The organism is Chryseobacterium fluminis (assembly GCF_026314945.1).
GTDB lineage: Bacteria > Bacteroidota > Bacteroidia > Flavobacteriales > Weeksellaceae > Chryseobacterium > Chryseobacterium fluminis.
In genome coordinates this window covers 467,224-488,463 of the sequence record NZ_CP111121.1, presented here as the reverse complement: position 1 = coordinate 488,463, position 21,240 = coordinate 467,224, and the positions used below count along the sequence as shown (strand labels likewise).

At 39.7% G+C, this 21,240-nt stretch carries 24 protein-coding genes; 13 read left to right on the top strand and 11 right to left on the bottom strand.

The window, feature by feature from the left end; genetic code table 11:
- The first annotated feature begins 65 nt into the window (after positions 1–65).
- The 4 genes from ODZ84_RS02260 to pdeM all read left to right on the top strand — a co-directional run bounded on the left by ODZ84_RS02260 (position 66) and on the right by pdeM (position 5,982).
- Positions 66–1,088 (top strand): ligase-associated DNA damage response exonuclease, encoded by a 1,023-nt coding sequence (locus ODZ84_RS02260; RefSeq protein ID WP_266175391.1) that lies wholly within the window; start codon positions 66–68, stop codon positions 1,086–1,088.
- A 68-nt stretch (positions 1,089–1,156) separates the two neighbouring features.
- On the top strand, positions 1,157–2,737 hold the full coding sequence (locus tag ODZ84_RS02255; RefSeq protein WP_266175390.1) for an ATP-dependent DNA ligase: 1,581 nt from the start codon (positions 1,157–1,159) through the stop codon (positions 2,735–2,737).
- Positions 2,738–2,867: 130 nt separating this feature from the next.
- Entirely contained in the window at positions 2,868–5,321 is a 2,454-nt protein-coding gene (locus ODZ84_RS02250; RefSeq protein WP_266175389.1) for a ligase-associated DNA damage response DEXH box helicase, read from the top strand.
- Positions 5,322–5,337: 16 nt separating this feature from the next.
- The gene (pdeM, locus tag ODZ84_RS02245) at positions 5,338–5,982 is read left to right on the top strand and encodes a ligase-associated DNA damage response endonuclease PdeM (protein WP_266175388.1); all 645 of its coding nucleotides are present in this window, start codon (positions 5,338–5,340) and stop codon (positions 5,980–5,982) included.
- 227 nt (positions 5,983–6,209) lie between these two features.
- Here the strand turns inward: pdeM and ODZ84_RS02240 are convergent, their stop codons facing one another.
- Entirely contained in the window at positions 6,210–6,551 is a 342-nt protein-coding gene (locus ODZ84_RS02240) for a helix-turn-helix transcriptional regulator (protein ID WP_266175387.1), read from the bottom strand.
- A 640-nt stretch (positions 6,552–7,191) separates the two neighbouring features.
- Here ODZ84_RS02240 and ODZ84_RS02235 point away from each other — a divergent pair.
- The gene (locus tag ODZ84_RS02235) at positions 7,192–7,650 is read left to right on the top strand and encodes a PPC domain-containing DNA-binding protein (protein ID WP_266175386.1); all 459 of its coding nucleotides are present in this window, start codon (positions 7,192–7,194) and stop codon (positions 7,648–7,650) included.
- On the opposite strand, the gene bioA is transcribed toward ODZ84_RS02235, so the two are convergent.
- The 5 genes from bioA to ODZ84_RS02210 form a co-directional block, all read right to left on the bottom strand.
- Positions 7,615–8,913, bottom strand: coding sequence for an adenosylmethionine--8-amino-7-oxononanoate transaminase (gene bioA / locus ODZ84_RS02230; protein WP_266175385.1), 1,299 nt, complete (start codon positions 8,911–8,913; stop codon positions 7,615–7,617). The genes ODZ84_RS02235 and bioA overlap by 36 nt on opposite strands.
- A complete protein-coding gene (bioB, locus tag ODZ84_RS02225; RefSeq protein ID WP_266175384.1) occupies positions 8,901–9,896 on the bottom strand; it encodes a biotin synthase BioB in 996 nt (331 codons plus the stop codon). Before bioB ends, bioA begins: the two co-directional genes overlap by 13 nt.
- Positions 9,896–10,540: a dethiobiotin synthase gene (bioD, locus tag ODZ84_RS02220; protein WP_266175383.1), complete on the bottom strand. Its 645-nt coding sequence runs from the start codon at positions 10,538–10,540 to the stop codon at positions 9,896–9,898. The genes bioB and bioD overlap by 1 nt, the downstream gene beginning before the upstream one ends.
- A 70-nt stretch (positions 10,541–10,610) precedes the next feature.
- A complete protein-coding gene (locus tag ODZ84_RS02215; protein ID WP_266175382.1) occupies positions 10,611–11,702 on the bottom strand; it encodes an aminotransferase class I/II-fold pyridoxal phosphate-dependent enzyme in 1,092 nt (363 codons plus the stop codon).
- The gene (locus ODZ84_RS02210; RefSeq protein WP_266175381.1) at positions 11,695–12,318 is read right to left on the bottom strand and encodes a hypothetical protein; all 624 of its coding nucleotides are present in this window, start codon (positions 12,316–12,318) and stop codon (positions 11,695–11,697) included. Before ODZ84_RS02210 ends, ODZ84_RS02215 begins: the two co-directional genes overlap by 8 nt.
- Before the next feature lie 64 nt (positions 12,319–12,382).
- Between ODZ84_RS02210 and ODZ84_RS02205 the strand changes: the two genes are divergently transcribed.
- From ODZ84_RS02205 to ODZ84_RS02175, 7 genes are all read left to right on the top strand, one after another.
- A complete protein-coding gene (locus ODZ84_RS02205; RefSeq protein ID WP_266175380.1) occupies positions 12,383–13,867 on the top strand; it encodes an aminotransferase-like domain-containing protein in 1,485 nt (494 codons plus the stop codon).
- 42 nt (positions 13,868–13,909) lie between these two features.
- Positions 13,910–14,500: a TetR/AcrR family transcriptional regulator gene (locus ODZ84_RS02200; RefSeq protein WP_266175379.1), complete on the top strand. Its 591-nt coding sequence runs from the start codon at positions 13,910–13,912 to the stop codon at positions 14,498–14,500.
- 28 nt (positions 14,501–14,528) lie between these two features.
- Entirely contained in the window at positions 14,529–14,876 is a 348-nt protein-coding gene (locus ODZ84_RS02195; RefSeq protein ID WP_266175378.1) for a hypothetical protein, read from the top strand.
- Positions 14,855–15,028: a hypothetical protein gene (locus tag ODZ84_RS02190; RefSeq protein WP_266175377.1), complete on the top strand. Its 174-nt coding sequence runs from the start codon at positions 14,855–14,857 to the stop codon at positions 15,026–15,028. The genes ODZ84_RS02195 and ODZ84_RS02190 overlap by 22 nt, the downstream gene beginning before the upstream one ends.
- 2 nt (positions 15,029–15,030) lie before the next feature.
- On the top strand, positions 15,031–15,333 hold the full coding sequence (locus tag ODZ84_RS02185) for a DUF3817 domain-containing protein (protein ID WP_266175376.1): 303 nt from the start codon (positions 15,031–15,033) through the stop codon (positions 15,331–15,333).
- Complete coding sequence (locus ODZ84_RS02180; RefSeq protein ID WP_266175375.1) at positions 15,330–15,689, top strand: rhodanese-like domain-containing protein; 360 nt, start codon at positions 15,330–15,332, stop codon at positions 15,687–15,689. Before ODZ84_RS02185 ends, ODZ84_RS02180 begins: the two co-directional genes overlap by 4 nt.
- Positions 15,690–16,006: 317 nt before the next feature.
- Positions 16,007–16,516, top strand: coding sequence for a pyridoxamine 5'-phosphate oxidase family protein (locus ODZ84_RS02175; protein ID WP_266175374.1), 510 nt, complete (start codon positions 16,007–16,009; stop codon positions 16,514–16,516).
- Positions 16,517–16,778: 262 nt separating this feature from the next.
- On the opposite strand, the gene ODZ84_RS02170 is transcribed toward ODZ84_RS02175, so the two are convergent.
- Positions 16,779–17,912 carry an Atu1372/SO_1960 family protein gene (locus tag ODZ84_RS02170; protein WP_266175373.1) on the bottom strand — a complete coding sequence of 378 codons (1,134 nt, stop codon included), beginning with the start codon at positions 17,910–17,912 and terminating at the stop codon, positions 16,779–16,781.
- A 69-nt stretch (positions 17,913–17,981) separates the two neighbouring features.
- On the opposite strand from ODZ84_RS02170, the gene ODZ84_RS02165 reads away from it, so the two are divergent.
- Complete coding sequence (locus ODZ84_RS02165; protein ID WP_266175372.1) at positions 17,982–18,785, top strand: helix-turn-helix domain-containing protein; 804 nt, start codon at positions 17,982–17,984, stop codon at positions 18,783–18,785.
- Here the strand turns inward: ODZ84_RS02165 and ODZ84_RS02160 are convergent.
- The 4 genes from ODZ84_RS02160 to ODZ84_RS02145 form a co-directional block, all read right to left on the bottom strand.
- Positions 18,782–19,438 (bottom strand): DUF6766 family protein, encoded by a 657-nt coding sequence (locus ODZ84_RS02160; protein ID WP_266175371.1) that lies wholly within the window; start codon positions 19,436–19,438, stop codon positions 18,782–18,784. The genes ODZ84_RS02165 and ODZ84_RS02160 overlap by 4 nt on opposite strands.
- A 10-nt stretch (positions 19,439–19,448) precedes the next feature.
- The gene (locus ODZ84_RS02155; RefSeq protein WP_266175370.1) at positions 19,449–20,195 is read right to left on the bottom strand and encodes an SDR family oxidoreductase; all 747 of its coding nucleotides are present in this window, start codon (positions 20,193–20,195) and stop codon (positions 19,449–19,451) included.
- A gap of 10 nt (positions 20,196–20,205) precedes the next feature.
- A complete protein-coding gene (locus tag ODZ84_RS02150) occupies positions 20,206–20,706 on the bottom strand; it encodes a CinA family protein (RefSeq protein WP_266175369.1) in 501 nt (166 codons plus the stop codon).
- Positions 20,707–20,856: 150 nt separating this feature from the next.
- The gene (locus ODZ84_RS02145; protein WP_266175368.1) at positions 20,857–21,234 is read right to left on the bottom strand and encodes a hypothetical protein; all 378 of its coding nucleotides are present in this window, start codon (positions 21,232–21,234) and stop codon (positions 20,857–20,859) included.
- Positions 21,235–21,240 lie beyond the last annotated feature (6 nt).

The following is a 21,240-nucleotide window of genomic DNA, read 5'->3' as shown; positions in this document are numbered from 1 at the left end:
TGTGGTTTTACACCGGTTTGGTCAGCTTTTTGAACTGTGAAAGGTAATCAAATTACATCATATCCTTGAAACTTATCACATTTACAAATAAAGGTATTTACTGTCCGCAGGGAAAATTTTATATTGATCCCTGGCGACCTGTGGATCTCGCAGTTATTACCCATGGACATGCAGATCATGCGCGATGGGGCATGAAAAAATATCTTTGTCATCATTTTACAAAGCCCATATTGCACCGCCGGATCTCACCGGATATCGAATGTCAGAGCATTGAATATGGAGAGGTCATCAATATGAACGGTGTAAAACTGTCCCTTCATCCTGCAGGTCACATTATAGGTTCGGCACAGATCCGTTTGGAATATAAAGGCTATGTATCGGTTATTTCCGGCGACTATAAAGTTCAGGATGACGGATTGAGTACCCCGTTTGAATTGGTTACCTGTAATGAATTTGTTACCGAAAGTACCTTCGGACTTCCGATTTACAACTGGCTGGAGGTGGAAGATTTAAACAAAAAAATGCAGAACTGGGTGTTAAAAAACAAAGAAAATCAAAAGACTTCCGTGTTTATCGGATATTCACTGGGTAAAGCCCAGCGGATTATGAAAGCCGTGGAAGGATTGGGAAAAATTCATGTTCACTATTCTATCGGGAAACTCAATATCGCTTTTGAAGAAGTTGGAATTGAACTTCCCGATTATGAAATTCCGGATTTCAGAGAAAATATAAAACACGTTCAGGGCGATATCGTTATTGTTCCGCCTGCTTTGCTGGACAGTAACGTAATCAAAAAAATTCCTGATGCAGCCACAGCCATCTGCTCAGGATGGATGCAGGTTCGTGGTGCAAGACGGTGGCGAAGCGCGGATGCAGGTTTTCCGATGAGTGACCATGCCGATTGGAAAGGGCTTTTACAGGCTATCAAAGCTACGGAAGCGGAGATTGTTCATGTAACGCACGGACAGACCGAGGTTTTTTCTAAATATCTTAATGAAATAGGAATAAAATCTGATGTTGTGGAAACGCTGTATGGTGATGATGATGATGATGAAGTACCTGAAAAAGAAACCCCCGAGAACCCGTAGTATCAGGATAAACTTCTGAATTCTGATGAGAAGACAAGTAGCAGCAACCGGAATACCCATATGAAATTATGAAACATTTTGCAGATTTAATCAATGCTCTGGAGAGCACTAACAAAACCAACGCAAAGATCGATGCCATTATCGATTATCTTGAGCGCGCTCCGGATGAAGATAAAGTTTGGTTTATTGCTCTGTTTACCGGTAAAAGGCCAAAACGAAATGTCAATACCAATTACATGAAAGAATGGGCTCTGGACATCACAAAATTGCCATTCTGGCTGTTTCAGGAAAGCTATTCGTCGGTTGGAGATCTAGGTGAAACCCTGTCATTAATACTCCCTCCGCCTGCCGAAAAAATTGAGCGGACGCTCTCTGAGTGGATGCAGGATATTATCAGCCTGAAAGGAAAAACGGATGACGAAAAAAAAGAATTTGTTCTGAATTCATGGAACGGACTAGATTACACCGAACGTCTGATTTTTAATAAGTTATTAGGCGGAAGTTTCCGTATAGGTGTTTCCGATAAAACACTGATCAATGCGCTGACGAAATTTTCCGACCAGGAATCCAGTGCATTGACCCATAGTTTAATGGGAAAATGGCAGCCTGACGAAATCTCCTTTAACGAGCTGATTTCGGCAGAAAAAATTAATCCTGATAATTCAAAACCTTACCCTTTCTGTCTCGCCTATCCCCTGGAAAAAGAACTGGAAGAACTCGGTAGTCCCGAAGAGTGGCAGATTGAATATAAATGGGACGGAATCCGCGGACAGATTATCAAGAGAAATGATGAAGTTTTTATTTGGTCGAGAGGTGAGGAACTCATTACAGAGCAATTTCCTGAAATTGCAGAAACCGTAAGACAGATGAATGGAAACTTTGTCCTGGACGGGGAAATTCTTGCCGTAAAAGACGGCAAAGTTTTAAATTTTAACGAACTTCAGAAAAGACTGAACAGGAAAACGCTGACTAAAAAGATGCTTTCCGAAATCCCTATTGAGGTCTTTGCATATGATCTTTTAGAACTCGAAAATAATGACCTCAGAGAAAAACCTATATCTGCAAGACGTGCCATGCTGGAAGAGCTTTTATTAAACGAAGATCCCGAAAATATTAAACTCTCGGAAATCATCAGTTTCGAAAGCTGGGATGCTCTGGACACCATCAGGGAGAATTCAAGGGACATCAACAGTGAGGGCTTAATGTTAAAACAAAAAAAGTCATATTATCATTCCGGAAGGAAAAAAGGCGACTGGTGGAAATGGAAGATCAATCCTTTAACCATAGATGCAGTTCTTATCTATGCACAGAAAGGAAGCGGACGAAGGAGTGCGTACTATACCGATTATACCTTTGCCGTTAAAAAAGACGATTCCCTGGTCACCATTGCAAAAGCCTATTCCGGATTAACGGACAAGGAAATCATGGAGGTCAGTAAATTTGTGAATAAAAATGCCATCGAAAAGTTCGGGCCGGTGCGGACCGTCAAAGCAGAGCTGGTTTTCGAAATCGCGTTTGAAGGAATAGGATTCAGCAGCCGTCATAAAAGTGGCGTGGCTTTGCGTTTTCCAAGAATTGTCAGATGGCGGAAAGATAAAACAGTCAATGAAATAGATGACCTGGAAGAAATCAAAAAACTGATACAATAATCGTCTGCAAAACACGGCACACATCTTTTATGATTGTTGAGTATGTGATCCTATAAGTTAACTCATTATTCTCAGATATTTTACAGAAATCAGATGAAATATATTAATTCATATTTTAAAAAAATATAACTTGGCAGCTTTTGAAAATACCGACGGGTTTAAGATCATTCTTCAATGGATGGCAGATAAAGGTAATGTCCCCTTTAAATTTCAGACCGATACCTGGAAAAAATTCGGAAATGGCTACAGCGGAATGGTTGTTGCGCCTACAGGCTTTGGAAAAACCTATTCTGTTTTCCTGGGCCTAATTTCAGATTTTTTGAATCATCCTGAAAAATATAAGGATGGTCTCAAAATGATCTGGATCACTCCCCTCCGGTCGCTTTCAAAAGATATCGCTAAAGCTATGCAGGAGGCAATAGACGAAATTGGACTGGATTGGACGGTTGGGGTCAGAAATGGAGATACAGATCCCAAAGTAAGACAGCAGCAGGTCAGAAACATGCCGGAGATATTAGTCGCCACCCCGGAAAGTTTACATTTGCTTCTCGGACAGAAAAATCATGACCGGTTTTTTCAGAACCTGCAGAGCATCGTGATCGATGAATGGCACGAACTGCTAGGCTCGAAACGAGGTATCCTGGTGGAGTTAGGCATTTCACAACTCCGAAAGTACGTTCCGAAGCTTAAGATCTGGGGAATCTCGGCAACCATCGGAAACCTTGATGAAGCTATGGATGTACTTATTCCATACGCAATTAAGAAAACAAAGATCACTGCCAAAGAACATAAAAAGATCGATATTATTCCCGTGTTTCCTGACGAAGTTGAAATTCTTCCGTGGGCAGGACACCTTGGGCACAAACTTGCAGATAAAGTAGTACCGATTATTTTAGAATCCAATTCCACCATTGTTTTCACCAATACCCGGAGCCAGAGTGAAATGTGGTATCAGCTGCTGCTGGACGCCTACCCTGATTTTGCAGGTCAGATTGCCATTCACCACAGTTCTATTGATGCGCATTTAAGGATCTGGATTGAGGAAAATCTGAGCAATGGGAAATTAAAAGCAGTAGTTTCTACCTCATCATTAGATTTAGGAATCGATTTCAAGCCCGTAGACACTGTGATACAGATCGGTTCTGCAAAAGGAGTAGCCCGGTTTTTACAGAGAGCAGGACGAAGCGGGCACTCCCCTTTTGAAACCTCAAAAATTTACTGTGTTCCTACGCATTCTCTGGAACTGATCGAGGTGGCTGCGCTGAAAGAAGCCATTAAACAGAATGTGATCGAGCCCCGGGAACCTCAGGTATTATGTTTTGATATACTGGTTCAGTTTTTAATGACTCTGGCTATTGGAGACGGTTTTTATCCTCAGGATACCTATGAAAGGATAAAACAGGTATATACATTCCAGGAAATGACCGCCGGCGAGTGGAAAAATATTCTTGATTTTCTCACGTTGGGCGGAAGCGTCCTGCAAGGTTATGAAGAATACCATAAAGTAGTGGTCATGGAGGACGGACTGTTTAAAGTAACATCAAGAAAGATCGCGATGCTTCACCGGATGAACATGGGCGCTATCGTAAGCGATGCCATGCTGAAAGTGAAGTTTATTTCAGGAGGATACATCGGTATGGTAGAGGAATATTTTATTTCAAGATTAAAAAAAGAGGAAAAATTTATACTGGCAGGCCGTGTACTTGAGATCGCGATGGTAAAAGATATGACTGTTTATGTGCGGTCATCCAAAGGAAAAGCTTTAGCTCCGAGCTATTTGGGAGGCAGATTACCGCTAAGTACCAATTTAGGTCGTTTTTTGAGAGAAAAACTTTCAGGAGCGCTCAATCCCAAGGCTTCTGAAAAAGAGCTCAAATTCTTACATCCCCTGTTAATCAACCAGGAGAAACGTTCTCATATCCCCAAAGAAGATGAATTTCTGGTGGAACTGATTAAAAACCGGGAAGGTTACCACCTGTTTATGTATCCTTTTGAAGGACGTCTCGTCCATGAAGTAATGGCTGCACTGATCGCCTACCGGATTTCAAAACTGGCTCCTATCTCGTTTTCCATGGCGATGAATGATTATGGTTTTGAATTATTCAGCGATAAAGAAATTCCTCTGAATGATGATAACCTGCATAAAATTTTAACCCGGGAAAACCTCATGATTGATGTCATTTCAAGCATTAACTCTGCGGAAATGGCCCGAAGAAAATTCAGGGACATTGCTGTCATTTCCGGAATGGTGATTCAGAATCTTCCGGGGCAACAGCGTTCCAATAAAGCGCTGCAAAGTTCTGCAGGGCTTATTTTCAAAGTATTGGAAGATCATGACCCCAACCACTTTCTGGTAAGACAGGCGTATACGGAAGTTTTTAATATGCAGCTGCAGGAACAGCGACTGGTAGAAGCCTTCAAAAGAATTGAAAAATCAAAAATTATTCTGAAATTTGCCAATACCTTTACCCCTTTAAGCTTCCCGATTAAAGTTGACAGTTTACGGCAGACCCTGACCAGTGAAAGTCTTGATGCAAGAATACAAAAACTGATCAAACAATCCGGGAGAAATATAACAGATTAATACATTACCTCTACCAGTGAATATTGCTACAAAAAATATATCCGTCCACAATGAAACCTTTACCCTTACCAACCAGCGAGCCCTTTTTTGGAAAAAGGAAAAAGCACTTATCCTCTCCGATCTTCACATCGGTAAAACGGCCCATTTCAGAAAAAACGGGATCGCTCTGGCCAATCAGATTATGAAAAATGATCTGGAACGGTTATCGATCCTGATTGAATATTTCCAACCTGAAAAATTCATGGTTGTAGGTGACCTGTTGCATGCCGGAGACAATTCTGATGTGGACGAATTCTGTAGCTGGCGAAATCAGTATCCGGATCTGCAATTTTATCTGATTGAAGGAAATCATGACCGGATTTCCAAAAAATTAGAATCAAAGCTATGTCTGAATTTCAAAACAAAATTATTGGAGATGAATGATTTTCTCTTTATTCATGATTTTGAAAAGGGGCATGAGAAATTTCAGATTACGGGGCATATCCACCCCGGATTTATTATTAATTCTTCGGTCAGAAAGATTAAGCTTCCTTGCTTTGCGATGTCTGAAAATCAGCTGCTGCTTCCGGCATTCAGTGAATTTACAGGTCTTGATACCCGGAATATTCCTAAAAAGGGAAAGTTCTTTGTGTTTACCGATGCTGAAATTTACGAAATCTGATCCTCAGGCGAAAGACTGATGACTCACGGACTATAAATCCGCGAGTCGGTAGTGACGATCTTCCGCAGGCTTCTTATCTGAAGTATTGTTTAGCCTGTAAAAGGGATTTTGCGGGAAGAAAAGCCATGTAACTCAGATTAAAGTGGCAGCATGATGCTGCCGCCTAACAATTGGAAAATACTATTGTATCACGACCTGGACCAGCCGGTTATACAATAAAAAATGGTTTAAATATCATTAAACCATTTATAAATATCTAAGTCAGAAGGGATTCCCAGTTTTTTCCGAAGTCTGTTCTTTCTGTTCTGTATTGCTTTAGGCGTCACAAAGGTATATGTGGCAACCTCTTTTGTGGTAAGGTTCAGCTTTAAATAAATACAGAAAATAAGTTCAGAATTTTTAAGATTGGGCTGGATGCCCGAAATTTTATCAAAAAAATCAGGGTGAACCAGTCTGAATTTGTTTAAAAGACGAGGAGAATTTTGTTTAGCCAGCGCTAATATTTCGTCCTGCACAATAATTTTTTCGCTTAAATCTTCTAAATTTTGTTTAGGTTTTTCGTTTTTCATAATATTTTCTCATGTAACTTCTGCTGCCGCTTTTTCAACAGAATGATCTGCTTTCTCTTTATACCTCGTCCGAAAGTTCCACTCTATATTTTTTCTTCATTGAGGTATCATTTATTTTTAATTTACAGCATATCTTATTTCTACTTTAATTATCGATATTACAAACTTGTATGTATTATTTTTTATTATATTCAAAATTATTCCTGCACAATATATTAAGGAATTTTAATGTAGACAAAGAAATAAAAAATGATTAAAAATATACTTAATTACAATACCACATACATACCACGCAAGATTGATAAATAAATGATCTATTCTATATACTCAGGGACTTCAAATGTATGGGAAAGTTTAATTTCTTTTTTATGATTATAATCAATAGGAGCACTTCTGTTGTGTCTCCGTCATGTACAGACAGGTACCATTCTGTACATAGCGATTGTTTAGCTTATCATTCTTTAATTCGTAATAATTATATACTTTTGTTAAAAATAAAACATGTTTTCTGCTTTAATTTATGTTTTTTAACAAAAAATGAATTTATTAAATAAGTATACTATAAAACTACAAATAAGCAGAAATATATAAATGATAAAGAAAGATTTATATTAAAAATTTTAATTAACTAACAATTAATATGAATCTACAGTTTTTTACGGGTAACCTTTGGTATGCTCAGAAAATAGAAAACACTTATATAGTAAGTGTGAATGAGGAAGAAAATATCCTTCGCGGTCTTTCGGATTTTCTCAAAACCCAGGAAATTAAAAGCGGAAAGATCTCCGGAATCGGTTATCTGAGTGAAGTTGTCATTCGTTATTTTGATCCGGCCTCTCAAAAGCAGGTGGATCACATACTGAACGGCTTGGTAGAGTTATCGGAGATTTCCGGAAATATTTCAGAAATAAACGGAAAGCCAATGTTGTATCTCCGCATCAACCTCAATATTGACGGATATACAACATTGACCGGTCAGCTCTTAGACGCAAAAGTATGTGGTAAAGCCGAATTTTTCGTGCATCCTCCGGAAGGCAGCATCATCAATTTTAAAAATAAAATTTTAAATGTAAACATGAACAATTGGAGTTGCAGTTAATTTTTCTGCAACTTCAATAATATTTTTATACACAAACTCCAGTTCTTCTGCAGTAATGCAATAAGGGGGAACCAGATACATGGTATTGCCGAGAGGTCGTATTAAAATTCCCCTTTCTAAAAACTCTTTATAAAACACCTTTCCTATGGCATTAAAGTATGAAGTTTCGTAGACGGTTTTAATTTCCCAGGCAATGATCGTTCCGGTTTGCCGGATATTTTCGAAGCTTTCATGCTCTTTTAGCCTTTGAGAGAATTGAGAATGCTGTTCTGTAATTCTCCGGATATTTTTTTGGGTCTCTGGCTTTAACAGCAGATCCATACTTGCAAGGGCTGCCGTACAGGAAAGCGGATTGGCCGTGAAAGAATGCCCGTGAAACAGGGTTTTGGACTGGTCATCGGATAAAAATGCATTATAAATACCATTGGTACACGTAGTGATTCCCATTGGTAAAGTACCTCCTGTGAGACCTTTAGAAAAGCACATGATGTCAGGTTTTTCCGAAAGGTGACCGGCTGCAAAAAATTCACCTGTTCTTCCAAAACCTGTAAAAACTTCGTCCTGAATCATTAAAATTCCGGATTTCCTGCACAATTTCATCAGGCGGACAAGGTTTTCCGCCTCATACATCAGCATTCCTGCCGCTCCCTGTATCAGAGGCTCAAAAATAAAACAGACCACCTCATCCGCTATATTTGTAATTTGAGACTGTATGCTTTCCCAATTTTCTGAAGTAGGCGTATCGATAAAAACGACTTCAAACAGCATTTCGCTGAAAGGCTGCGTCCAGGTTCCCCTTCCGCTTACCGCCATGGCTCCGAAAGTATCTCCGTGATAAGCATTTTTAAAAGCAAGGATTTTTGTCTTCTTTTCACCTTGATTGTTAATATACTGAATACTCATTTTTAATGCAACTTCAACGGCGGTAGATCCGTTGTCTGAATAGAATACTTTTCCCTGATTGTCAGGAAGCAGCTGCAGCAGTTTTTCGGAAAGCCGCGTGGCAGGCTCATGGGTAAAACCCGCAAAAATCACCTGCTCTAAAGTATTCAGCTGCTCTGATATTTTACGGGCTATATAAGGATTAGCGTGTCCGTGCAGGGTCACCCACCAGGAGGAAACAGCATCAATGTATTTTTTCCCGGTGTCGTCAAAAAGATAAACGCCTTTTCCTTTTACAATAGGAATAATATCGTCTGCGGTCTTCATCTGAGTGTAGGGATGCCAATTGACTTCCCGGTCTCTTTCTTTTAAACTGGGCATGATTCTTTTTTATTTTCTTTCACCATGGGTTTTAATCCTAAGGTATTCAGCAACTGCATATCTTCTGAAACTCCCGGATTGGGAGTTACTAACAGGGTTTCTCTTTCTCCTGTAAAGATTGAGTTGGCCCCTGCCATAAAGCACCACCCCTGTTCAAATTCTGACATTTCTACCCTTCCTGCGCTTAGTCTTACCATAGAGGAAGGCATTACTATTCTTGCAGCTGCAATCATTCTTACCATTTCCCAGGTGTCTACTTTCAGATTATTTTCCAGGGGTGTCCCTGCTACTCTTGCCAATGCATTGATCGGAACAGATTCCGGATGCCTGGGCATGGTTGCCAATGTCAGAAGCATTGAAATTCTGTCATGATGCGTTTCTCCAAGACCGATAATTCCTCCTGAACAGACAGTTATTCCTGCTTTTCGTATATTATTGATGGTATTGACCCTCTGATCAAAGGTTCGGGTAGAAATAATTTCGTCATAATACTGTTCTGAAGTATCAAGATTATGGTTATAAGCATATAATCCGGCTTCCTGAAGGCGGATCGCCTGCTCTTCTGTAAGCATGCCGAGTGTACAGCAGACCTCCATTCCCAACTCATTGACGCCTTTTACCATTTCGATCACGCGGTCAAAGTCCCGGTTATTACGGACTTCTCGCCAGGCTGCCGCCATGCAGAAACGCGATGAGCCATTGTCCTTTGCTTTCTGCGCATGTTCGATTACTTTTTCCGTAGGCAACAATGCCTGAACTTTAATGTCGGTGTGATACCTGGCTGCCTGTCCGCAATAAGAACAATCTTCAGGACAGCCGCCGGTTTTAATGGATAATAAAGTAGACATCTGAATTTCTTCGGGATTATGCCATTCGCGGTGTACAGTCGATGCTTTGTAAACCAATTCCAGTAGCGGGGAATGATAAATTTCCTCTACTTCCTGTCTGGTCCAGTCGTTTCTCAAAGTTGTTTTTTTGTCCATTATCTAATTTTTATTGTTTTTGATACTCTCTCTATGTTTTCCTGATCAATAGGTGTGAGGTCAGGAATTTTTATAATCTCTGTATGCATTGGCAGGAAACTGCAGATGACCCTTTCTGTGTCTGCCGGAAGTTCCCCGTTCAGAATCAGATACTTCAGATGGATCCCGTTTTGACGTAAGACCATAACAGACAGCAAAGTATGATTAATACATCCTAAATAATTTCTGACCACCAGGACGGCCGGAATATTTAATTTTTTAATAAGATCTATGATAAATTCCTGATCCGAAAGGGGCACCATCAAGCCTCCTGCACCTTCTACGATAAGGTTTTTTGTCGTTTCAGGTAAGGTAAAATCGTTGACAGATATGTGTACGTTCTCTTCTGCTGCCGACTGATGCGGGGAAGCTGCCAGTTGCAGCCGGTACGTTTCAGGATGACAGATGCTGTTTTTCCCTATCCATTCTTCGATTTTCATAGTATCGGAATAAGACAGATCACCGGACTGGATCGGTTTCCAGTAATCGGCGTTAAAATATTTCGTTAAAACTGCCGAGCAGACTGTTTTGCCGACCCCGGTTCCGATCCCTGTGACAAAGAGTATTTCAGGTTCGGATTTATTTGGTTTAAATGGTATGCTCATGGTGTTGGACATTTCGATCAGGATTTCTGATGTTCTGTTCTATTTTAAGTTATTGTCGTTAATAAACTGTTTAATTAAGCTCGTAAGCTGTATTATTTCCTTTTCTGTGTTGAAACTGTGGAGGCAGAGTCCTTAAGCGCTCACTCCCTTTTTGAATGGCAGGATTATAGACCGCATAGGTAATGAATCCGTTATCAGATAAATCCTGTTGTATCTTACGTAAACATCCGTCGCTATCAGGAATAAGAACAGCCTGAACCGGACTGCTTTCTGATGATGGAGATAATATGTTCCGGCTTCTGAAAATTTTAATATTTTCCTGTAAATGCATTCTGTTTTTTGGGTCAACTGCTAAATATTCATAGCCTGTTTTGATGCTTATCCACTGGAAATCCGGTGCGGCAGTGGTATAGATAAAAGGAGAAGCAAAATTGATGAGATAAGACCTGATCAGATCTCCGCTTAAAATGGCTGCTCCATGCATTCCTAATGCTTTTCCATAGGTAACGACCGTTGCAAAGACCCTGTCCTGCAATTGATGTTCGGTAATCAATCCTTTTCCGAAGACTCCAAAAGCATGGGCTTCATCTACAATAAGATGAGCACCATATTTCTCGGCCAGCTCACAGATTCCCTGCAAAGGAGCTACATCTCCATCCATGGAATACAGGCTTTCAACGGCAATATAACATGGACCTTTCTGTCTTTTAAGAATATGCTCCAGACTTTCCATATCATTATGCCTGAACCTGATTTTTTTTGCGTAAGACATCCTGCAGGCATCATGAACGGATCTGTGAATACGCTCATCGATGATTAAAGTATCATGACGGCCGGGCAGTGCTGAAAACAATGCTAAGTTGGCCAGGTAACCCGAAGGAAAAAGCAGGGCGGACTCATACTGATGTTCTTTTGCAATGAATATTTCAGTTTCAGCGGCCACGATACTGTTTCCGCTGATGAGCCGTGATCCTGTACTCCCCGCAAGAATTTCAGGGTTTTCACAGATTTTTTTCAGCAGCAGATCCCGTAATTCATGATTTCGTGCAAAACCCAGGTAATCATTTGAATAAAAATCGGTTCCTGCTTTTTTGAGGTTTAACATCCGTAATGTTCCTTCCTGCCTTCTCTTATTTAGAGCTTTCCCAAAATCATTAAGCATACTTTACTTCAGAAATTTCTATAGCAATAGCGCTGATCCACTGCTCATACAACGCATGTTCAATGGTCAGGATTTTTTCTGCATGGATCCGCCAGTCATCGGAAAACCTGTTCAGCTGGCTGATCATTTCCTCCAGATGACCTTCTTCCTCCAGAATAATGGATTTTACCATGATCTTTGAAGAGGTCCTCGTAAGGATCTCCTGATAAACAGGATATAGTTCATCGGCACGTACCTCTATCGCATAGGTCACAAACAGATAAGCCGCAAACTTCAGCTCCTCTTTTGTCAGGGAAAAAACATGCTGCAGGTATTTACAGACTTTTATATCCAGAGCGTGCAGATAGTGGCGGGTAGATAACGGCGCAAGAAGTTCTTCTGAAGTGTAGTGCTTACAAAGTGCAGGATCGATCTTGATGATTTGTTTTTTGAGATAAAATGCATGACGATGTTCTTCTGCGGCATGTTTCAGCTGAATAAGATCTACTGTGAACGGGTGCTCACAGGCCGATATTTTCCGTGCTCCGGCATTCTCCATAAAGGACAGCGTATTCAGCCACTTGGCATGTGTCCTGTCAATTGTAACAATTTTTTCTAAAAGCTGATCAAATTCCATTATTCTTTGTTTGCTTCAAAAGTAGTATATTGCCGGATGGTTCATTGGTGCCAGTTTTAATATTATGAATAGTCCGGTTGAAATACCTTATAAAAGTTTTGTTAAAATCGACAGGAAATCAAACAGTCCGATCTATATGCAGATCGCCAATCAGCTGGTGAATGCCATTCAGAGAGGCTACCTGCCCTTCGGTACAAAGCTTCCGGGAACCCGTTCTTTCAGTCAGATCCTAGAAGTTCACAGGAACACCATTGTTTCTGTTTATGATGAGCTGCTTGCCCAGGGATGGATCGAAAGTTTTCCAAATAAAGGAACCTATATCATCGGAAAAGAGGATCATGATCTGCTGCGGAAAAACTTTGAAGAGAGTCATCTTAATCATTATCCAGAATCTACAGGATTTGCATTTAAAACATCAAATATTTTAGATAATCCCTTTGAACATTCAACCTGTGAATATGTTTTTAATGATGGTTCTCCTGATATTCGTCTTACACAGATCGATCAGCATTCCAGGATTTACAGCGCTGCCCTTAAAAGAAGAGCACATAAAACCGGACATTACAATCAGGACGGAAGTGAATTTTTTAAGAAAAATCTCTCTAAATACTTAAATTTATCCCGCGGACTTCCCATTTCTAAAAACAATCTTCTGATCACCCGAAGTACCGAAATGAGTATCTACATTGTCTCGGAAATCTTGCTCTCTGAAGGCGATACGGTGCTGGTGGGAGAACTGAGTTATTTTTCCGTCAACATGATTTTTCAGCGCAAAGGTGTTGATATAATCTCTATCCCCATGGATGACGAAGGAATCATCGTGGAAGAAGTACGGAAAATCTGCCAGAAGCAAAAAATACGGATGCTGTATCTTACGCCCCATCATCACTATCCCACCACCGTCACTCTAAGTGCCCAGAGACGGTTGGAACTGCTGAACCTTTCGAACACGTATGGTTTTGTTATTCTTGAGGATGATTACGATTATGACTTTCGTTATGATAAAAGTCCACTTCTGCCCCTGGCAAGTGCAGATACCGGCGGAATGGTTATTTATATCGGCTCGTTTGGAAAATCCCTGGCACCTGGATTCCGTACCGGATTTATTGTAGCCCCGGAAAACCTGATGACTGAAATGCGCAAATACCTTGGGATTATCGACCGGCAGGGAGATGTTGTCATGGAACATGTTTTGGGTGAGATGATCGATGAGGGTGAAATCAACCGTTATCTGAAAAAATCGATAAAAATATACCGGGAACGCAGAGATTATTTTTCATTGCTCTTACGGAAGTATTTAGAACATGACATCTGTTTTCAGATACCTTCGGGAGGACTTGCGATCTGGATTGAATGGACCCGTCCTGTAAATTTAATGCAGCTCAGCCGCCTTTGTGCACAAAACAATCTTTTTATTCCCAGAACCCTGCTCTATCAGAGTAAGGACCTTACCGCCATGCGGATCGGTTTTGGAAATTTAAACTTCACTGAAATGGAAAACAGCCTGAAAATCCTTTCTGACTGTGTTTCTGAGCTCAGAGGAAATTAAGATAAAAATCGTTTCTTTGTATAAATTTTTCAGCGGTATTTTATGAAAAAGTCTGAAGCTACCCGGCTTAATATTCTACAGAAAGCGTTCGAACTGATCTATGTAAATGGATATCAGACGACCAGCGTGGATGAAATTATTGCGACCACCCAGGTCACTAAAGGAGCTTTCTATTATCATTTTAAAACCAAAGACGAAATGGGTCTTGCGATCATTAATGAACTAATGATTCCCAATTTCAGAAACACCTTCATTGAACCTTTTAAGACGACTGTCCATCCGCTGGATGCCATTTATAATTTACTCTATCATCTGCTCATTGAAAACGAAAGTCTTAAAGTGGAATATGGCTGTCCTGCCTCTAATTTCACTCAGGAAATGGCACCCTGGAATATAGATTTTACAAAAGCATTAAATCAACTTTCCCAACAGTGGGAAAATGCAATGACAGAAGCTATTGAAAAAGGAAAAGAAAACGGAGTAATCAAGCCTGATGTCAATGCTCGTGAAGTTGCCGTTTTTGCTCTGTCTGGCTATTGGGGAGTCAGAAATCTGGGAAAACTGGAAAACACAAAAACAGTTTATCTTATTTATTTAAAGGGACTTAAATCTTATTTCAACAGTCTGAAATAATTTTTTATTCAAAAACATACTAATTAGTATGTTTTTATTCTATCTTTGTCCGGTTCATAAAAATGAAATAATGTATCAGACCCTTACCTTTCTCCACTCTACTTTTCGATGGCTGGTTTTACTGAGTTTAATTTATGCCGTATTCAGGTCTTACCGGGGATATTTTTCGAAGAAAGTATTCTCTCAAAGTGATAACTCAGTACGTCACTGGACAGCTACCATTGCGCATATCCAGCTCATTCTCGGAATTATACTGTACTCCCAAAGCCCGATCATTGCTTATTTCTGGAAAAATTTCAATACAGCCAGAGAATCTTTTGATCTTCTTTTTTTGGGACCATTCACATTTTCCTTATGCTGTGTTCTATTATTTTAATAACGGTGGGCTCAGCAGTCTCTAAAAGAGAAATAAGTGATCACGAGAAATTCAAAGTGATGTTTATCTATTTTACCCTGGCACTGATCATTATTTTTATCGCCATACCCTGGCCGTTTTCACCTTTTGCCAACAGACCTTATTTCAGATAATTATGATTAATTTACTTAAAACCAAAACCGGGCGTTTTAGAATTATTGCTATTCTTGAAGGCATCTCATTGTTAACTTTAGTATGCATAGCCGTACCGTTGAAATACGGATTTGATAATCCTTCACTTGTAGAGTTCATGGGACCTGTGCACGGGTCGCTGTTTCTTCTCTTTTTAGTGAGCACTTTAAGTGTCGGAGTGGAAGAAAACTGGAAGTTCAAGGAAACCACCTGGAAAGTTCTTCTCGCATGTATCATTCCGTTTGGAACATTTTATATTGACCGGAAGATTTTAAGCAAGTTATGAAAAATGCATTTATATTTGGCGGAATTATCCTGATGATTTACGTGGTTTACCGGGTCTACACGTATCAGACCCTCGATCGTGGTTTAAACCGACTTATTAAAAACGGCGCCATTATCCTCGATGTAAGGACGGAAAAGGAATTCGAAACAGGACATATCAAAGGTTCCCGGAATATTTCTCTAGGAACAATCCGGGAAAAGTATACGGAACTGGATTCCCGCAAAACGTATATTACGGTCTGCTCTCATGGCTTACGAAGTGTAAAAGCTGAAAAGATTTTAAAGGAAAAAGGATTTAAGAATGTTTACAACGGCGGTGCCTGGAGTGATCTGCAGAAGAGCTTGAATTTAAAATAATCCGGTTCCCGGTTTTCTTTGTTTCGGATCTATTGCAGTCCTCTATAGCGGTAAGCCAAGTATTTCAATATCGGAAAGCATTAATTCCTTCCTGATATGATTCCCGACCAGCGAAAAAAAACAGAGTGTCAGATGTCAGGTACCCTACGTTTATGTAGTGCTTTATGCATTTATATGAAGATGAACTTAATTTAATCCTAAGGTTATAGCCCGATTCTTTCTTTTTGGTCAGGTTTTTGAATGTTAAAAAATATAAATGTTTTAATGTTTTTTAATTCATTTATATTCAAAAATCAATCACTTAAAAATATATTATTATGTCAAAAGAAAATCTTACCCACCTGGAAGCTATTAAAAAAATTAAAGAATTATCTGAAAATGCGAAAGTCTGTATGTTTTGTACAGAACTTGAGACCCTTCCGATCAATTCGCGACCGATGAGCTTACAGGAAACGGATGAGGAAGGAAATCTTTGGTTCATCAGCAGTGATGACAGCAATAAAAACTTTGAAATCAAAGATGACCGCAGAGTACAGTTGTTTTTTATGAACAATAGTGATTATCAGTATCTGTCTGTCTTTGGGGAAGCTACTATTTATAAGGATAAAACAACCATTGAAGATAAATGGTCACCTATGGCGAAAGCATGGTTTGAAGAAGGGAAAGACGACCCGAAAGTTTCCATTATCCGTGTAGAACCTAAGGATACTTATTACTGGGATACCAAAGTCGGCAAACTGGTAAGTCTTTTTAATTTTGTTTCAGCTGCCGTTACAGGAAATACAACTGATAATTCCGACGGTGTAGAAGGAAATGCTAAAGTTTAAGCATATTTTTATATAAAATCATATAAAGCAGTGAATTTTTTCACTGCTTTTATCTTATCAGAGGCAGAATAGCCTTTCATTGATCTGAAGACAGTCAGATTGACGAACTGATGTTCACCCATAAGTTGATTAAAACTTCATTTGGGAATTACTATAATTATATAATTGCTTTGGTTCTCTGTTTACGTTTATTATGAAACGGAAAATGCCCACAGATCATACAGATTGACGGACATTTAACAAGATTAAAATTATTGAGAAACTACTCAACTTCAAAAATGGCCTGAATCTCCACTGAAGAGTTTACAGGAATGGAAGCAGCTCCTAATGTTGCCCGGGCATGTTTCCCTTTCTCACCAAAAACTTCAACCGCAAGATCTGAGGCCGTATTCATAAGGCCTGCATGATTGATATACCCTTCTTCAGTGTTAAAGATTCCCGTTAGCTGAACACATTGTTTTACTTTACTCAGATCTCCTCCTACCGCTTCATTCAGTACAGACAGAACATTCAGCATGGTTACCCTTGTAGCGTCTTTTACCTCCTGCTCAGTGACCTCTACACCTAATTTTCCCGGATGAAAGATTTCCCCGTCCTTCAGGGCAACCTGATTGATAAAAATCAGATTTCCGGTACGCACAAAAGGCTGGTAATTTCCTGCCGGTTTCGGAACCTCCGGAAGAATGATGTTTTTTTCTTTCAGAGCCTGATTAAATAAGCTTTTTGGTTTTGCCGTAAATGTAAGTTCTTCCCGGTGATAAGTTCCTTTAAGTGCAGATGCTACTTTCGCGAAATTCTTTCCCTGGATCTGAGCAAGCTGCCGCTCATCATGCGTTGGTCTTTTGACCCCATTCAAAGACGCCATCGTTGTGGTTCCCAGCACCGTGTTTCCCTGAGGAATAGATTTATCAATCCCTTCAGTACCGCGGATCCCGTTTGAAACCAGCACCATCCCGTGTACAGCAAGACTGTTCCAGAATGACTTTAGGGCAAGTTCCTTTCCGGCACCGCTTCCTGCAGACATAAAAACCGTAGCAGGCATTCCTTCCAAAGCGTGATTTGTCCAGAGATTAACGGTTTTAGACAGGAATTCACTCATTCCCGTGCTTATATTCCCGAAATAAACAGGAGATCCGAAGGCGATCCCGTCATAATCCGGAAGTTCTTCCACCGTAGCTACCGGAAGATTTTTAAGTTCAGGATGCTGAGAAGATCTCACCTGTTTGATGATGGCTGTAGCATTATGATCATATTCAATACCTTTGGCCAGTTCTTTAGCCATTTCATAAGTTCCCCCCTGATCCGAATGAATAAGAACGAGTATCTGAGTTTTATTCTGTGCCATGATGTTGCTGATGTTTAATAATACAATAAAAAGAATATTTATTTTTTTCATGCTGAATACAATCTATATTTACTCTGCAAAATTACTATTGACGTTTTTATTAAATTTGCCAAAAATACTATGCAGAACGACAGAATCAAATGTGGCTTAACTGAACAGACCAACCATCAGTTTGTAGATACCATTCAGAAAGAAGCGTATGTGTGGTGCGAAAAAGACTGGAATCATGACCAATATGAGCATTTTCATCATCGCTCACAGCTTACCTTCGTAGAAGAAGGCTATCAGTATTTTCATATTGGCCATACGATCTATCTTGTCCCCCAGAATCATATCATCTGGATCCCCTCTGAAGTTCCTCACCGGATAACGTCAGAAGCCAGAACAGTAAATCTTATGGTGTTTCTCTTTACCTCTGTTTTTAAAGAAGATTTTTACAGGCATGTTCATGTTTTTGCTGCTCCTGCTGTGCTGAGGGAAATGCTGCTGTATGCTTCAAAATGGAATAAATCATTACACGAGGATGAAGAACAGGATATCTTTTTTAAAGCTATTTTAAAAAGCCTTCCTAATTTCTGTAAAGAAAGCAATGATCTGCAAATTCCTGTCCCTTCTGATGAAAGATTGCTTCCCGTCTGCAACGATATCCATTCAAATTTTAAATATCACCTGAATATGGAAGCACTGGCACATAAAGCCCGAATGTCTGTAAGGAGCCTGCAGAGGATTTTTAAAAATGAAACGGGAATTACATTGCAGAAATATCATCAGCTCGTCAGAATTTTAAAAAGTATTGAGCTTATCGATACCCGTCAGTATACCCTAAGTCAGATCGCTTACTTAATAGGATACCAGAGTTTATCGGCCTTTACCGCATCTTATTTTTCCGTGATGAAAACAAAACCTAAGATTAATAAATCCTAGGCATTTTCATCATGCGGTGCATCTACAGGTTTTGATTCCGGAGACCCTTTTTCACGCAGCCAAATCGACAGGATAACAAGAGAGGCAACAGCCAGAAATTCACTCTGCCAGTTCTGGAAAGACTCGAACCAGAATCTTGACTTCGATAGGTAATCGTATGCCGAAACAGCAGGTTGATTTTTCATGAACTGTTCTTCATTAAAATCTTTGAGACTCCCGTAGAAGTGTAATGAAAAGCTGATAAGAAATAAGATACCGAAAGCTAAAGATAAAGAATGCTTATAAATCTTCAGCCAGATCCCTCCTTTTTTAACGGGCCAGGGAGCTTTGGAATGAGGCCTGGGTTCCCGGTCAACATCTTCCTCCTTATCCAGTGATTTAGACTCACTTGATCCTTTCTGTCTCAAAGAAACCGTAAGCACGACATACAGCATCATCTGCAGAAACTCGCTTTCCCAATTCTCAAAAGTAGCCTGAATAAAGTGTCCGCTATGGATGTACTCGCCAATACTCAAAGCTGCTTTACTATGTTCTGCCAGTTCCTTATTTTGAGTTTCCCAGCCTGTAAAAAACTGGCCGCAGAGGCAGAGCAGCATTAACGTTAATACGACAATGCTTAAACTGTTGCGGTAAAAAAAGCTGTTTTTAGACATTGTTAGCATTTTATCCGTTAACAATAATTCCTCCGTTCGGATGAAGTACCTGGCCTGTAATCTGGGCGGCATCGTCACTTACAAGGAACAGAAAGCTGGCCGCCACCTCTTCAGGAGAAGCATTTCGCTCCAAAGGAGGTTTTGTCTGATCCTCTTCTTCCTCACCAAAGGTTTTCTCGGTAAGCGGTGTCGCTACCGGACCGGGTGCTACGGCATTTACTCTGATTCCTTTCGGTTTAGCCTGAAGCGCCAACGATCTCGTAAAAGAAACAATGGCCCCTTTCGTTGCAGAATAATCAAGCAACTCGGCATGTCCCTGATAAGCGACAGCAGATGTCGTATTAACAATACTGCTGCCCTCTTTCAAATAAGGAAAAACAACTTTGGTGAGTAAGATCATTCCTACGATATTGGAATCAAACGTTTTCCGGATATTTTTTTCTTCTAATTTTTCAATATTATCTGATGGAAACTGAACTCCTGCGTTATTAATCAGAACATCGATACCTCCGAATTCATCAGCAACCTTACGGGCAGTTTCTTCACAGAATTCGTAATCGTTAATGTCTCCCTGTAAAATAACTGACTTTCTGCCCAGTTTTTCTATTTCTGATTTGGTTTTCTCTGCATCATCCCTGTTAGAATGATAAACAATAGCAATATCAGCTCCGTTTTTTGCAAGAAGTAAAGCGACAGCTTTACCAATTCCGCTGTCTGCACCGGTGATAAGAATAGATTTTCCTTCTAATTTCAACATATGATCCATCCTATTTCAATATTAACATCTGATTCATCTCGCTTTTAAAACACCCTAAAATGAATTCGGTATAATAGATCTGTGCATTAAGAGCCTGTGTTTTGGGATGAAGTTCCAGCTTTTTAGTTAAAATAATTTCTCCTTTATAGGCGAAAGAGAAATACGCGAAAATCCTATATAAGGAGTTTCTGATGGGTGTGCAATAGCCTGTTGTAGCGATAGCCCAATCCGATTCGAAAAGTTTGGACGCATTAAGGGCCATTGTTTCAGCTATATTTTCAGATACGCAGTCACATTGTTCAGCCTCAGTCCTATCCACTTTCAGCAGCCTTACTTTTTCGGGTAAGGTATAAGCGGTCATTCCTCCTTTGTAAAAAAGAGAGGCGTTAGGCATCTGTGAAAAGGCAAGCTGCAGGCATCCTGAAGTAACACTTTCTACAATAGAAATGGTCTCGCCTGACGTCAGTAATGACTGACTGATATAGTTTAAAAGATTTTTTTGAAATTCCATAATTTTAATATTTAAAGGTGAGTGGTTTATTTAATTTACTGATTCTGCATTATCCGGCTTCGCATTGGCTTTCAAACACATCGTCATATTTTGTTCAGACAGTTATTTTCTCAATCGGTAACCATCATAGCGGATCCATTTAAGGATGAGTTATCCTTTGTCCTTTTCTAATGAACTGAGCAGCTTTGTGAGATACTCTTCCTCCTTGAGAACTTTATAATAAGCTGTTTTAGCATATAAGGTAAACGATGGAGTTTCAACAGCAATTTCAGTATTCATTTCAGACGGAACAACCGCTGATTCATTATGATAGGTGCTTATTTGAAGAATATACTCCTGAATATAGGTGTTGATCACCTCTTTCATGATCTCACATTTTGAATTGCTTTTTATTTTTTCTAAAGACTTAATCAGAAATGCGGTGACTCCATATGAATTAATTACACCGGGAAACAACGATTCATTTTCAATCACATTGTTCTTATCATACATGCCGGAACCCATAAATGTATCGTTTTCAAAAATCATAGTTTT